At 71.7% G+C, this 12,642-nt stretch carries 12 protein-coding genes and 1 pseudogene; 10 read left to right on the plus strand and 3 right to left on the minus strand.

Annotated features, from left to right (window positions below):
* Positions 1–213: 213 nt before the first annotated feature.
* The 3 genes from VKG64_01340 to VKG64_01350 are packed head-to-tail and all read left to right on the plus strand — an operon-like array spanning position 214 to position 1,495.
* Entirely contained in the window at positions 214–609 is a 396-nt protein-coding gene (locus VKG64_01340) for a thioesterase family protein (protein HKB23669.1), read from the plus strand.
* Positions 609–1,064 carry a MaoC family dehydratase N-terminal domain-containing protein gene (locus tag VKG64_01345; protein ID HKB23670.1) on the plus strand — a complete coding sequence of 152 codons (456 nt, stop codon included), beginning with the start codon at positions 609–611 and terminating at the stop codon, positions 1,062–1,064. Before VKG64_01340 ends, VKG64_01345 begins: the two co-directional genes overlap by 1 nt.
* The gene (locus VKG64_01350; GenBank protein ID HKB23671.1) at positions 1,061–1,495 is read left to right on the plus strand and encodes a MaoC/PaaZ C-terminal domain-containing protein; all 435 of its coding nucleotides are present in this window, start codon (positions 1,061–1,063) and stop codon (positions 1,493–1,495) included. Before VKG64_01345 ends, VKG64_01350 begins: the two co-directional genes overlap by 4 nt.
* Here the strand turns inward: VKG64_01350 and VKG64_01355 are convergent.
* Positions 1,492–2,037 carry an NUDIX hydrolase gene (locus tag VKG64_01355; protein ID HKB23672.1) on the minus strand — a complete coding sequence of 182 codons (546 nt, stop codon included), beginning with the start codon at positions 2,035–2,037 and terminating at the stop codon, positions 1,492–1,494. The two genes, VKG64_01350 and VKG64_01355, sit on opposite strands and share 4 nt — an antisense overlap.
* Before the next feature lie 36 nt (positions 2,038–2,073).
* Between VKG64_01355 and VKG64_01360 the strand changes: the two genes are divergently transcribed.
* The gene (locus VKG64_01360; GenBank protein ID HKB23673.1) at positions 2,074–2,529 is read left to right on the plus strand and encodes a hypothetical protein; all 456 of its coding nucleotides are present in this window, start codon (positions 2,074–2,076) and stop codon (positions 2,527–2,529) included.
* Positions 2,530–2,556: 27 nt separating this feature from the next.
* On the opposite strand, the gene VKG64_01365 is transcribed toward VKG64_01360, so the two are convergent.
* Positions 2,557–5,025 carry a caspase family protein gene (locus VKG64_01365; GenBank protein HKB23674.1) on the minus strand — a complete coding sequence of 823 codons (2,469 nt, stop codon included), beginning with the start codon at positions 5,023–5,025 and terminating at the stop codon, positions 2,557–2,559.
* Positions 5,026–5,104: 79 nt separating this feature from the next.
* Here VKG64_01365 and VKG64_01370 point away from each other — a divergent pair, with 79 nt between their 5' ends.
* The 4 genes and pseudogenes from VKG64_01370 to VKG64_01385 all read left to right on the plus strand — a co-directional run bounded on the left by VKG64_01370 (position 5,105) and on the right by VKG64_01385 (position 8,904).
* Positions 5,105–6,328: a Zn-dependent hydrolase gene (locus tag VKG64_01370; GenBank protein ID HKB23675.1), complete on the plus strand. Its 1,224-nt coding sequence runs from the start codon at positions 5,105–5,107 to the stop codon at positions 6,326–6,328.
* 27 nt (positions 6,329–6,355) lie between these two features.
* Positions 6,356–6,568, plus strand: coding sequence for a hypothetical protein (locus tag VKG64_01375; GenBank protein HKB23676.1), 213 nt, complete (start codon positions 6,356–6,358; stop codon positions 6,566–6,568).
* Positions 6,569–6,660: 92 nt separating this feature from the next.
* Positions 6,661–7,770: pseudogene (locus VKG64_01380) on the plus strand (acyl-CoA dehydrogenase family protein).
* A gap of 57 nt (positions 7,771–7,827) precedes the next feature.
* Complete coding sequence (locus tag VKG64_01385) at positions 7,828–8,904, plus strand: acyl-CoA dehydrogenase family protein (protein ID HKB23677.1); 1,077 nt, start codon at positions 7,828–7,830, stop codon at positions 8,902–8,904.
* 155 nt (positions 8,905–9,059) lie between these two features.
* Here the strand turns inward: VKG64_01385 and VKG64_01390 are convergent, their stop codons facing one another.
* Positions 9,060–10,613, minus strand: a complete 1,554-nt coding sequence (locus VKG64_01390; GenBank protein HKB23678.1) for a glycosyltransferase family 39 protein — start codon at positions 10,611–10,613, stop codon at positions 9,060–9,062.
* Positions 10,614–11,141: 528 nt separating this feature from the next.
* On the opposite strand from VKG64_01390, the gene VKG64_01395 reads away from it, so the two are divergent.
* Together VKG64_01395 and VKG64_01400 are read left to right on the plus strand one after the other, a co-directional pair.
* A complete protein-coding gene (locus VKG64_01395) occupies positions 11,142–12,356 on the plus strand; it encodes a CoA transferase (GenBank protein ID HKB23679.1) in 1,215 nt (404 codons plus the stop codon).
* A gap of 4 nt (positions 12,357–12,360) precedes the next feature.
* On the plus strand, positions 12,361–12,642 hold a 282-nt coding region (locus VKG64_01400; protein HKB23680.1), incomplete at its 3' end, for a hypothetical protein.

Here is a 12,642-nt window from a genome sequence, read left to right on the forward strand (position 1 = left end):
GACATGACGGCGTAGGTGAAGACGTAGCAGACGATGATCCAGCGCACGCGCTCGGGCGGCGTGCCGAACGCCGCGGCGATCGCGGGGAAGGCGATGTTGACCATCGAGTCGAGCGAGACGACGAACGCGCCGGCCGCCGCGGGCCACTTGGACACCCGCGTATGATGACACGGGCTTGCGGCTGCGGCGCGATCCGCGGTACAAGCGTGGCCGATGGACTGGACGTCGGGCGCGGCCGCGGAGGCCGGCTACACCGTCACCGAGGACCAGACGGCGCACGCGATGGGGAACGCGGGCGTCCACGTCCTCGCCACGCCGTTCGTCGTGGGCCTCCTCGAGAGCGCCGCCGGCGCCGTCATCCATCCCCACCTCCCCGCGGGCGCGGGCTCGGTCGGGACGATGGTGGAGATGAGGCACCTCGCCGCGACGCCGGTGGGCATGAAGGTGCGCGCGAAGGCGACGCTCCTCGAGACCGACGGCCGGCGGTTCCTCTTCAGTGTCGAGGCGTGGGACGAGAAGGAGAAGATCGCCGAGGGGCGCCACGAGCGCTTCGTCGTCCCCGACATGGCGAAGTTCCTCGGGCGCGCGCTGAAGAAAGGGTCCGCCTGATGCCGATCCAGATCAACAAGGGCGTCGTCGGCAAGGAGTTCCCGCCCTACGTCGTCACCGTCGAGCGCGGGAAGATCAAGGAGTTCGCCCGCGCGATCGGCGATGCGAACCCGTTCCACCTCGACGATCGCGTCGGGCGGGCGTCCCCGTGGGGTGACATCATCGCGCCGCCGACGTTCACCATCACGTTCCGGGACGAGACCGCCGACACCGGCGCGCTCCTCCGCGAGCTCGGCACCGACATCTCACGCGTGCTCCACGGCGAGCAGGAGTTCGAGATCTTCCGGCCGATCAGGCCCGGCGAGAGCTACGTCTGCCGGTCGAAGGTCCTCGACGTCTACGAAAAGACCGGCAAGAGCGGCCCGATGGCCTTCGTGGTCCGCGAGACCGCGATCACCGACACGACGAACGAGATCGTCGCCACCATGCGGCACATCACGGTGGTCCGCCTGTGAAGTACGGGACGGTTTACGTCGACGACGTGAAGGTCGGCGACGAGCTGCCGCCGCTCGTCAAGGGTCCGATCCAGCAGATCCAGCTCACGCGCTACGCGGGCGCCTCGGGCGACTTCAACCCGATCCACCAGGACGACGAGTTCGCCCGGGCGGCGGGCATGGGCGGGGTCTTCGCCCACGGCATGCTCTCGATGGGCTTCGTCGCGCAGGCGCTGACCGACTGGGCGGGCGCCGGCAGCGTGCGGAAGCTCGGCGTCCGCTTCGCCGGGCTCGTGCGCTTGAAAGATACCGTGACCTGCAAGGGCCGCGTGCTCGCGATCTCGTCGAAGGACGACGTCCACACGGTGGAGCTCGAGGTGTGGGCCGAGAACCAGCGCGGCGAGAAGGTCGTCACGGGCAAGGCGGCCGTCGCCCTGCCCTCGCGCGCCTAGCCGCGCGGCATCCGCCCCTTCGCCGCCACCCACTCGCGGAGCGCCTCGCGCGTGGACCGGAAGGCGAGCGCGTCCCAGGGGATCGCGTCGGGCGCGGCCCACTCGAGCGCGTCGTTCTCGTTGCACGTCGTGAGCGTGCCGCCGACGACGCGCGCCGTGTAGACGACGATGACCGGCGCGTCGGGGTAGCTGTAGACGTTGTGGAGGCCGGTGAGGTCCACGCTGAGCCCGGTCTCCTCGCGCGTCTCGCGGATCGCCGCGGCGGGGACCGTCTCGCCGAAGTCCACGAAGCCGCCCGGGAAGGTCCAGAGCCCGCGCCCCGGGTTGATCGAGCGCCGCGTGAGGAGGACCGCGCCGTCCTGCTCGGGCAGCGTCGCGCCGACGACCTTCGGATTCAGGTAGAAGACGAACCGGCAGCGCGAGCACACCTGCTGCTCCCGCTGATCCGGCGGCACGGGCTCGGAGGCGAGCGGCGCGCCGCAGAGGGGGCAGAAGCGGATCGTGTCCGGCCCGAGGGCGTGGTGGCCGTGCTCGGCGCTCACTCCCTGGAGTCTAAACCGGCTATCCTGAGGGCGCCAATGGCGGACGACCGGCGCGCACCCGTCGTCATCGGGATCCTGACCGTCGTGACGGGGGCGGTGCTCTATCTCGCGACCGCCGACATCCTCTCCGTGCCCGAGCGGACGTTCGGCGCGCCGCGCTGGATCGTGGCCGGCTTCGCCCTTGGCCTCGTCTTCGGGGGCTTCTACGCCCTCTCGCTGCGGCTCCCGACGCCCGTCACCGGCCGCGTCCTCGCGGCCGCGACGGCGCTGACCTTCCTCACGACGGGCGGGGTCTTCATGACCTGGCTCGCGCTCGGCGGCGGGGCGCGCGGACGCGCGCCGGTGCCGCTCGGTCCGCTCTCGCTGCTCCTGCTGGCCAGCGGCCTCGAGTTCGCGGTGTTCTGGGTCTTCGCCCTGATCACCGACGCGATCGCCGTCGGCGCGTGGATCTATTGTCTGCGCGCGCTCGTCCGCCGCCGGCCTCGCGGTTGAAGCGCGCCTATCGGGGACTCGTAGACCCTAGCGGCCGCGCACCTTCACCAGCGGCAGCACGCCCTCGAGCTCGCCCTTCATGACGGGGTGCTGGTTGCCGCCGACCGCGCGCGACTTCTGCGTGACCTGCTGCTCGAGGTACTCGTAGAGCTCCTGGAGGGTGACGATCCCGTCGCGGTTCAGATCGGCCGCGCCCCTGAGCCCCTCAACCAGGTAGTAGGTGAAGATCCCGTGGCCCAGGTCGGGCAGCTCGATCGAGACCTCGCTCGGCCGCGACGCGGTGATGATCGCGCGGCCCTTGGAGCGCGTGAGCCGGTCGAGGAACATGTCGTCCACCGCGCCCGCGCGCGTCTTCTTCGACGCGAAGGTGCGGCCGCCCGCGGCGCCGCTGTAACAGGCGTCGAGGAACACGACAACGCGCTCGGCCTCCATCCGGCCGAAGATCGCGTGGAGCTCGTCCATCGGGAGCGCGGTCGAGTAGAGGTCGTCCGGGTCGGCGTCGCTCGGGATCAGGTACTTGGCGAGGCCGTCGCGCTCGACGCCGCGGGTGTCCACCTCGGGCGCGCCGTGGCCCGCGTAGTAGATGAGCACCGTGTCGTCCTTCTGTGCCGAGCGGCCCAGGAACGTCCCGAGGGCCCACTTGATGTTCCGCAGCGTCGGCTTGCGCTCGGTCTTGTCGGTGAGGAGGAGCACGCGGTCCTTCTTGAAGCCGGCCGGCCCGATCAGCGTCTGGTAGACGGCGTCGGCATCCGCGACGCTGTACCGGAGCGTCGGGATGGACGAGGCCTCGTACTTGCCCACGCCGATGACGACCGCCCACTGGCTGCGCACGTGCGCCGGCGGCGCCGCGGGCTCGGCGGGCACGACGGCGGCGACCTCCTTCTCGTAGCTCACCGCCCTCACCGCCTGGCGCGCCGTGCCGCCGGGCTCGGTCGCGGTGACCACGATGACGTTGGTGCCCTCGGCGAGCGTCACCGGCACCGTCAGCGTAATGGACTTCCGCGGGCCGCCCGCCGCGGCCTCCGGCTTCGGCCGCTGGGCCACCCGGATGTCGCGGATGGCGACCTCGTCGCCCATCCGCACCTCCGCGCCGTTCACCGTGACGCTCACGCTGGCGATTCCGCGGCTCGACGCGACCGTCGCGACGACGACGGTCGTGGGCTGCGCGACCTTCGCGCGATCGTCCGGGTAGCGGAACTCCACGCTGAGCGGCACGATCTTCTCGTAGACGACGGTCCGGACTTCCTGGTGCACGGCGCCGGTCGCGTCCGACGCCGTGACGACGAGGGTGTTGGTCCCCTCCGCGAGCTTCAGCGGGAGGTTCACGGGGAGCGCCGGCAGCGGCTGCGCCTCGGCGACGCGCTTGACCTCGACGCCGTTCAGCGTCACCGTGACGCGCGCGACGCCGCGGCCGCCCGAGGCGAGGCCCGCCAGCGCGATCGTCTCCTGCTCGACGCGGAGCTGGTCCATCGGCGAGGTCAGCGCGACGGTGAGCGGCGGCGGGGGCGGCGCGGCGGCGATCACGGGCTCGGGCTTCGGCGGCTCGACACGCGGTGCGGGCGGCGGCGCCGGGCGCTCGACCGGCGGCGGTGCTGCCGGCGCGGCGGCCACGGCCTTGTCGTAGAACACGACGCGCGCCTCCTGGCGCGTGGCGCCGCCGGGCTCCGCGGCCGTGACGAGGACGACGTTGCGTCCCTCCCGGAGCTTGAGCGGGACGTTCAGCGTGATCGCCGCCTCCGCCGCCTCCGGCATCGGGAGCGCAATCTCGGCGCCGTTGAGGCTCACGGTCACGCGCGCGACGCCGCGGCCGCTCGTCGCCCTGCCCTGGAGCACGATCAGGGGCACGGCGACGCGCTCCTCATCGCGCGGCGCCTGGAGGGCGACCGCGAGCGGCGCCGGCCCCTCCTGATCGATCGCGACGACGGCGAACCGCAGGAACCCCAGGTCCTCGCTCTCGCCCTTCACCCACTGCTTCGCGTCCGGCGCGTACCAGAGCTGCCACGTGCGATAGCCATCGGACCCGCCGTGGCGCGCCGGCCACTTCACCTCGAAGGCCACGCGGAAGGCGTCGCGCGCGGTGCCCGCCACCTGGACGGGCTCCATGGCTTCGACTTTCCACGCGACGATCGCCGACACCATGGTGCCCGCCGGAGCGTTGAAGCCCCGCCAGCGGACGCGGCCCCAGCCCGATTTCCCGACTTCGAGGGGCCAGGAGAGCTTCGGCGGCGGGTCGAACACTCCCAGGCGCTCGCCGAAGTGCACTCTGCCTATCGCGAGATCCCGACCCAGATGGATCTGGCGCCCGGGACCCGAGGCGAAGACGTACATGTCATCCTCGATCCTGACGAGCTCGTAGACGCCGTCGTTGCGGATCCACCGGTCGCCGACCTGGTAGGTGGGCCGCTCCGCCCGCTGCGGTTTCTGGGCGTGAGCGGGCGCCCACGGAGCGAGGAGCGCCAGCACGGCCGCGAGGAGCGCCAGGCGATTGAGCCTCATGGGCGCCCTATAAGATGAGGTTTCGCAGGCATCGCGGTCAAGAAAAGGTTAGATTCCCGGAATCCTTACAGGAGGCCCGATGAGGATCGACCGGAAGCGGCTCGAGCAGTCCATGGAGGAGCTCGGGAGGATCGGCGAGACCCCCCGGGGCGGGCTCACCCGTCTGGCGCTGACCGACGAGGACAAGCGCGGGCGCGACTGGATGGTGGCGCGCATGCGCGAGGCGGGCCTCCGGGTCACGATCGATCGGATGGGAAACATCTTCGGCGAGCGCCCCGGCGCCGCGGCGCTGCCGCCCGTGATGATGGGCTCCCACGTGGACTCCGTGCCGACGGGCGGCAAGTACGACGGCCAGCTCGGCGTGCTCTCCGGCCTGGAAGCGATCCGCGCGCTCGACGACCAGAAGGTCCGGACGCGCCACCCGGTGACGCTCGCGATCTTCACCAACGAGGAGGGCGCGCGCTTCCAGCCGGCCATGATCGCGAGCGGGGTGATGGCGGGCAAGATCGCCCTCGAGGACGCCTACAACGCGCGCGACAAGGACGGTATCCGCCTCGTGGACGAGCTCGAGCGGATCGGCTACCTGGGCCCCGAGCCCTGCGTCGCGCGTCCGATCCGCGCCTACCTCGAGCTCCACATCGAGCAGGGACCGCGACTCGAGGAGGAGGGGCTCTCCGTGGGCGTCGTCGAGGGCATCGTCGCCATCTCGTGGTCGCGCCTCGCGATCCACGGCGTCCAGGACCACGCGGGCCCGACGCCCATGCGGATCCGCCACGACGCCCTCGTCGCCGCGGCCGACGTCGTGGCCGGCGTGCGGCGGATCCCGCGCGAGCTCGGCGGCGACCTCGTGACCACCGTCGGCAACCTCACGGTGAGCCCGAACATTGTGAACGCGATCCCCGGCAAGGTCACGCTCTCGATCGACATGCGCGATCCGCGGGACGAGACGCTCGACCGGGCGCTCCCGAGGCTCGACTGGCTCGTCCGCGACGCGTGCAAGCGCGAGGGCGTCAGCTACGAGCTCGAGCACTACTGGCGCGTGCCCTACACGCCGTTCGACCGCGAGGTGGTCGCGGCGGTCGAGCGCGCCGCGAAGGCGAGCGGCGCGCGGTACCGGCGGCTCCTCTCGGGCGCCGGCCACGACGCCCAGTACATGGCGGCGATCGGCCCGACGGGGATGATCTTCGTCCCCTCGCGCGGCGGGCGGAGCCACTGCGAGGAGGAGTTCACGCGGCTGGACGACATCGAGTACGGCGCGAACACCCTGCTCCTCGCCGCGCTCGATCTGGCGGGCCGGGTTTGACGTTTGACTCGAGATGAGCAGGGCCCGGTGCTGGAGGCGCTCGGCGTGTTTCGTGACGCCGGTATCCTCCTGAGCGTCGTGGGCTTGCTCGTGACGATGGTCTTCGGCCTTACGGCATCGACGCGGTCCTCGCCGGCGGAGTTCAGGAACGAGGTGGTCCCGCGCCTCGATGGGCTGGAGACGCGGCTCGACCGGATCATCACGCTGCTCGACAAGCGGCTGCCCCGACCGGCCTCGTAGCTCTTCGGCCGCCACCGCGAGAAGAACGTGTACTAGGGACGCCCCGGCCGCGGCCTTTCCCGCTGTTGTAGTATGCAGTCACCGTGAGCACCGTGCCGAGCGCCACCGGCCCTCCGATCGTCGCCGCCGTGCGCGAGTTCGTGGAGCGCGAGGTGCGCCCGGCGGCCGCCGCCCTCGAGCACGCCGACCGCTACCCGCACGAGCTCGTGGCGCGCATGCGCGAGCTCGGCCTCTTCGGCGCCCTCGTGCCCGCGGCGTACGGCGGCCTCGGCCTCGACTGCGCGACCTACGCGCGCGTCATCGAAGAGATCTGCCGCGGCTTCATGTCGCTCGCCGGGGTGCTCAACAGCCACACGATGGCCGCGCTCATCGTGCTCAACCACGGGACCGACGACCAGCGCCGGCGCTTCCTCCCCCGGTTCGCGCGCGGCGAGGCGCGCGGCGGCCTGGCGCTCACCGAGCCCCACGCGGGGACCGACGTGCAGGCGATCCGCGCGGTCGCGCGCCGGCGCGGCGACGCGTACGTGCTCAACGGGACCAAGATGTTCGTGACCAACGGGCGCGAGGGCAACACCTTCGCGCTCCTCGCCCTCACCGATCCCGCGGTGGAGCCGCGCCACACGGGCATGTCCTGCTTCATCGTCGAGGCGGGCCATCCCGGCTTCAAGGTCGTCAAGTCCATCTCGAAGCTCGGCTACAAGGGCGTGGACACGGCGGAGCTCCTCTTCGAGGACGTCGTCGTGCCCGCCGCCAATCTGGTCGGCGGCGTCGAGGGGCGCGGCTTCGGACACGTCATGAGCGGGCTCGAGACCGGACGCATCAACATCGCCGCGCGCGCGGTGGGCGTCGCCCAGGCCGCGTACGAGGACACGCTCCGCGACGCGGCCGACAGGGTCGAGGCGCCGGCCGCGCTCGCCGACATGGCGGCGCGGGTCGCCGCCGCCCGCCTCCTCACGGCCTGGGCCGCCGGCATGAAGGACCGCGGCGAGCGCTGCGATCTCGAGGCGGGGATGGCGAAGCTCTACGCCTCCGAGACCGCCCACGAGGTCGCGCTCGCGGCGCTCCGCGCCTTCGGCCAGGCCGGCGTCAGCGCGGGGCTCAACGTCGAGCGGTACTACCGGGACACGCCGCTCATGCTCATCGGCGAGGGGACCAACGAGATCCAGCGCACGATCATCGCGCGGCAGCTCGTCGAGCGGCACGGCGAGCGGCTCGGCGCCCTCGTCTCGCACGAGGCCGAGACCCTCGAGCGCCGGGAGATGGTCCTCGCCGTCCGGCAGTTCGTGGAGAAGGCGGTCGTCCCCGTGGCCCAGGCGCTCGACGCCGGCCGCGCCTGGCCCGGCGAGCTCGTCCGCGCGCTCGGCGAGCTCGGCGTCTTCGGCGCGCTGGTGCCGGCGGGCGACGGCGGCCTCGGCCTCGACCTCCGGACCTACGCGATGCTGGTCGAGGAGCTCGCGCGGGGGTCGGCGGCCCTCGCCACGGTCCTCGTCGCCCACGCGGCGGCCGCGCACGCCGTCGCGCGCTTCGGCGCGCCCGAGCAGCGCGCGCGCCTGCTCGGCCCGCTGACGCGCGGCGAGCGTCTCGCCACGCCGGCCTGGCGCGGTCTCGCGGAGGCGACGCCCGACCAGGGCCGGTGGGTGCTCGACGGACTCGCCATCGCGGAGAACGCCCCGCGCGCCGACGTGCTCCTGGTGTGGGCCGAGACGCGGGAGACGGACCGCACCTGCTTCGTCCTGTCGCGGGACGCGCCGGGCCTGTCGGTGGGCCACCCGCCCGGCGACCTCGGGACGCGCGGGGTCCAGCGGGCGGCGATCTTCCTCGAGCGCGTCGCGGTGTCCCCCGCCGATGCGCTCGGAGGCGCCGCCGGCGGCGGCGGCGCCTCCCAGGACGCGACGCTCGCGCTCCTCCGCCTCGGCGCGGCCGCGACGGCGGTGGGCCTCGCCCAGGCCGCGTTCGAGGCCGCGCTCCGCTACTCGCAGCAGCGCTCGACCTTCGGCAAGCCCATCTGCCAGCACCAGGCGATCCAGCTGAAGCTCGCCGACATGGCCACGCGCACGGCCGCGGCGCGGCTCCTCGTGTACGACGCGGCCGGGCGCGGCGGCGAGTGGCCGGCGCTCGCCCGGGTGCTCGCGGCGGAGACCGCCTGCGACGTCACGCTCGAGGCGATGCGCGTGCACGGCGGCTACGGCTACACCACCGAGTTCCCCGTCGAGCGCTACTACCGCGACGCCGCGCAGCTCCTCTCGATCCCGCTCGAGATCGACCTCGAGCGCCGCGACGTCGTCGAGGCGCTGGTGGCGCAGCTCCGGCCGCGACCCGACGAGCGCGCGCGCTAGGACGGCGACGATGCCCTACGGGCGGTGGTTCGAGGACGAGGCGGCGCCAGTATCCGCGATCTGGACGGGAGCGCCCCGCGGATGACGATCCCGTCCTGTCCCACCACTACCTCGTCGCCTGCTGGACTCTCGGTTGCGCCAGCGGTGCGATTCCCTCACGGCAAGACCTTCCGGTGGACGGTGATGCGGCGCCCGTCGGTGGGCGCGCGGTAGATGTGCATGTTGGGCTCGGGGATATTCTCCCAGACCGTGTCTACCACGGGGAGCCGGGTCTCGTCGTAGCGTGTGACAGGGATCTCCCGGAGGTAGCGGTGCGTCCGCTCGGCGTCTTCGGCCGAGCCGGGCGACGAGCCGCGCTCGTTGGTCCCGAACCTGAAGAACCGGTCGATGATCCAGTCCGGCAGCGGCCAGCCGGCGAAGCCCTGGCAGCCCAGGCCGCCCCGCACCTCGAGGTCCGTGTAAAACCGGAGCGGGAGGTCGCCGTACGAGATGAAGATCCGCTCTCCCGGCTTGGCGTGGTCGCGCAGATGGCGGACGATGCCCCCGATCGGACCGGGCACGTGGTGCGTGATCTCGTAAACGTACTTGGCCGGCGTAGAGCCGAGCGATGCATGCACGAGATCGGCGCGGTCGACGAACAGCAGCAATGCGCACCCGGCGACCGCGGCGAGCCGGTTCGCCGACCAAAGCGCGCGGATAACTGCCGCCTCGAGGAGCGCGAACGCAGGGAGGAGACTGACCAGGTAGCGAAAGAAGAGGAACGGCGCGGCCGAGAGGACCAGGATGTGGCCGAGCGCGAACAGCGCCAGGGACACGCAGACGCGGAGCGCGGGCCAGCTCTGCTGCTGCGGCCTACCGAACGTCAGGAGGGAGCGAGCGGCGACGAGTGCCGTCAGGAGCACGACGGAGCACGCGTACAGCTCGGTCCAGGATAGGTACTGCCACGCCCTTACGGCGAAGGTTTGGACGGACAAGTCGGCGACGGTGTAGCTCACCTTTCCCCGCACCTCGAAGATCGCCAGCCACGAGAGGTTGATCGCGAGCGCCGCCACCACCGCGCCGATCAGCCGGAGCGCGGCGCGCGTCTCGAACCAGACCGCCACGAACGCCAGGGCGAGGCCGGCAGCGGTCGCGAAAAAGACGAGGTAGTTCGCGTGGAAGAGGACGGTCATCGCGAGCGCCAGGCCGAGCAGCGCACCTCGACGGTCACGAACCAGGGCGAAGAAAAAGTACAGCACCCAGATGCCTGCCAGCACGGCAATAGCGTAGTAGCGGGTCTGGCGCACATAGAGCAGGAACGGCACCGACAGCACCAGGATGGCGGCGGCCAGGAGCGCGAGCCCGCGGTCCCCGAAGAGCGAGACGCCGAGGACGTAGAGCGATACGATCGCGAGCACGCCGAGCGCGGCGAAGGGGAGGCGGGCGGTCAGCGTGTCAGCGCCGAAGAGCTTGAAGGACAGGGCCGTGACGTAGAACTGCGCCCAGGGGGTCTGGCGCCAGAGGTAGTTGGCGTCGTAATCGGTCCCGCATCTCTGAGAAATCAGGTCACGCCCGTCCCATGCGATGGGCACGCCGAATCGGAGGACGCGTTGGGCGAGGAGAGCGGTTTCCGCCTCGTCCTCCCACAGGTAGCGGTCGTCAAGGTTGGTGAAGATCAGCGCCGCGCCCAGGGCGGTGATGAGCGCTAACATGCCGAGCGGCCGACTCATCGCGCCTTCCTTCGCATCGCGCAGCGACTGTCGTGGAATCCCGCGCGGTTGTCAACGGGGGTCGGGCGCAACGAACGTGCCCGCTGTCATCGCGCATTCAGCACCCTGTCGAGCGAGTTAGGTCCGCGATGAGAGTCATGAGACGCATGACAGGGCGGACCCGGCGGGGCGAGGCATGGTCCGCTCGCCGGGCGTCATCGCCGGGTCCCAGCGGAGACGACGATTGCGAAGCGCTGAGAATCGGATACTGTAGTCGCCGTGCTCACGCTGAACCAGCATCCGGTCCACTCCGACGCGAACTACGCCGAGAAGCACACCCGGCACGGGCAGCTCGTCCTGGGCCGCTCGTGTTCGCGATCGGGATAGGAATGACAGTCGCAGACATTTCAGGACGGGCCATTGCCAATCTCGAAATAGAGCGGAGACTCGGGTCACGAACCAGCGCGGCGAGGTCGTGATGACCTTCCGCCGTAAGGCCCTCGTGCCGAAGAAGAACCACGCGACGCTGGGAGAGGGAAAGCTGCCCGGATGAGCGGCCCGCCGCTCGACGGCCTCCGCGTCGTCGCCGTCTCCCAGTTCGGCGCGGGTCCCTTCGGGACCCAGGCGCTCGCCGAGCTCGGCGCCGAGGTCATCAAGATCGAGGATCCGGTGGTCGGCGGCGACGTCTCGCGCTACGTGCCGCCCTACCAGATCGCGGGCGACTCGCTCTACTTCCAGTCGTTCAACCGCGGCAAGAAGTCGCTCGCCCTCGACCTGCGCCGGCCCGAGGCGACGCCGGTGCTCCACGACCTGGTGCGGGTCTCGCACGCCGTGTACAACAACCTGCGTGGCGACCTCCCCCGGAAGCTCGGCCTCACCTACGAGACGCTCGGGCGCGTCAACCCGGCGATCGTCTGCTGCTCGCTCTCGGGCTTCGGCACGACGGGGCCGCGCGCCGCGGAGCCGGCGTACGACTACCTCATCCAGGGCTACGCGGGCTGGATGACACTCACGGGCGAGCCCGACGGCCCGCCGGGCAAGTGCGGCGTCTCCGTCGTGGACTTCGCGGGCGGTTACGTCTCGATCGCCGGGCTCCTGGCGGGGCTCTGGGACGCCCAGCGGACCGGCCGGGGGCGCGACCTCGACGTGTCGCTCCTGGACACGGCGGTGAGCATGCTCTCCTACTTCGCGATCTGGAGTCTGAACCGCGGGTGGGCGCCCCGCCGCGTCGAAGACTCGGGGCACCAGACCCTCGTGCCCGCGCAGAACTTCGCGACGCGCGACGGCTGGCTCGTCGTCTTCTGCAGCAAGGAGAAGTTCTGGGAGGCGCTCGTGGACGCGCTCGAGCTGCCGGAGCTCACGCGCGACGCGCGCTTCGCGTCGTTCGACGCCCGGCTCGCGCACAAGGAGGCGCTGCTCGCGATCCTCAAGCCGCGGTTCGCGGCGCGCACGACGGCGGACTGGCTCCGGCGCCTGCGCGGCCGCGTGCCGTGCGCCCCCGTGAACTCGATGCGCGAGGCGCTCGACGACGAGCAGATCCGGCAGCGCGGGATGATCCTCGAGGTCGAGCACCCGGAGTTCGGCACGCTCCACGAGGTGGCCTCGCCGATCCGGACCGAGGGCGCCGTCACCCGGCCGGCGCGCGCGCCGCGCCTCGGCGAGCACACCGATGCGATCCTGCGCGAGCTGCTGCGGTACACTCCCGACAGGATCGCCGCGCTTCGCGCGTCCGGCGTCTTCGGGGGCGACCCGGGAACGAGGTGAGCTCATGACCGTGGACCCCGAGCTCTTCCGCGCCATCGGCCTGCCGGACATGACCATGCCCGGCGGCTGGTCGGTGTCGAGCGGCCAGGTGCACCTCTACACGCGCGAGGAGCAGCGCCTCATGCACGAGGCGCGCGCCTTCGCGCAGCAGGAGATCCTGCCGAGGTCGGCCGAGGCCCACGCCCGCGTGAAGGAGATCAAGGCGACGCACGCGCCGGGCGCCGAGCGCCGGCGCCTCCTGCGCGAGCTGGCCAAGGGCTACCTCAGGCTGGTCGGCGAGGCGGGG

The sequence above is a fragment of the Candidatus Methylomirabilota bacterium genome (assembly GCA_035260325.1).
Taxonomy (GTDB): domain Bacteria; phylum Methylomirabilota; class Methylomirabilia; order Rokubacteriales; family CSP1-6; genus AR19.

Coding starts and splice junctions, on each gene's coding strand:
- VKG64_01345 (HKB23670.1), top strand. CDS start 609: ATGCCGATCCAGATCAACAAGGGCGTCGTCGGCAAGGAGTTCCCGCCC.
- VKG64_01360 (HKB23673.1), top strand. CDS start 2,074: ATGGCGGACGACCGGCGCGCACCCGTCGTCATCGGGATCCTGACCGTC.
- VKG64_01365 (HKB23674.1), bottom strand. CDS start 5,025: ATGAGGCTCAATCGCCTGGCGCTCCTCGCGGCCGTGCTGGCGCTCCTC.
- VKG64_01370 (HKB23675.1), top strand. CDS start 5,105: ATGAGGATCGACCGGAAGCGGCTCGAGCAGTCCATGGAGGAGCTCGGG.
- VKG64_01340 (HKB23669.1), top strand. CDS start 214: ATGGACTGGACGTCGGGCGCGGCCGCGGAGGCCGGCTACACCGTCACC.
- VKG64_01395 (HKB23679.1), top strand. CDS start 11,142: ATGAGCGGCCCGCCGCTCGACGGCCTCCGCGTCGTCGCCGTCTCCCAG.
- VKG64_01390 (HKB23678.1), bottom strand. CDS start 10,613: ATGAGTCGGCCGCTCGGCATGTTAGCGCTCATCACCGCCCTGGGCGCG.
- VKG64_01385 (HKB23677.1), top strand. CDS start 7,828: ATGGTCCTCGCCGTCCGGCAGTTCGTGGAGAAGGCGGTCGTCCCCGTG.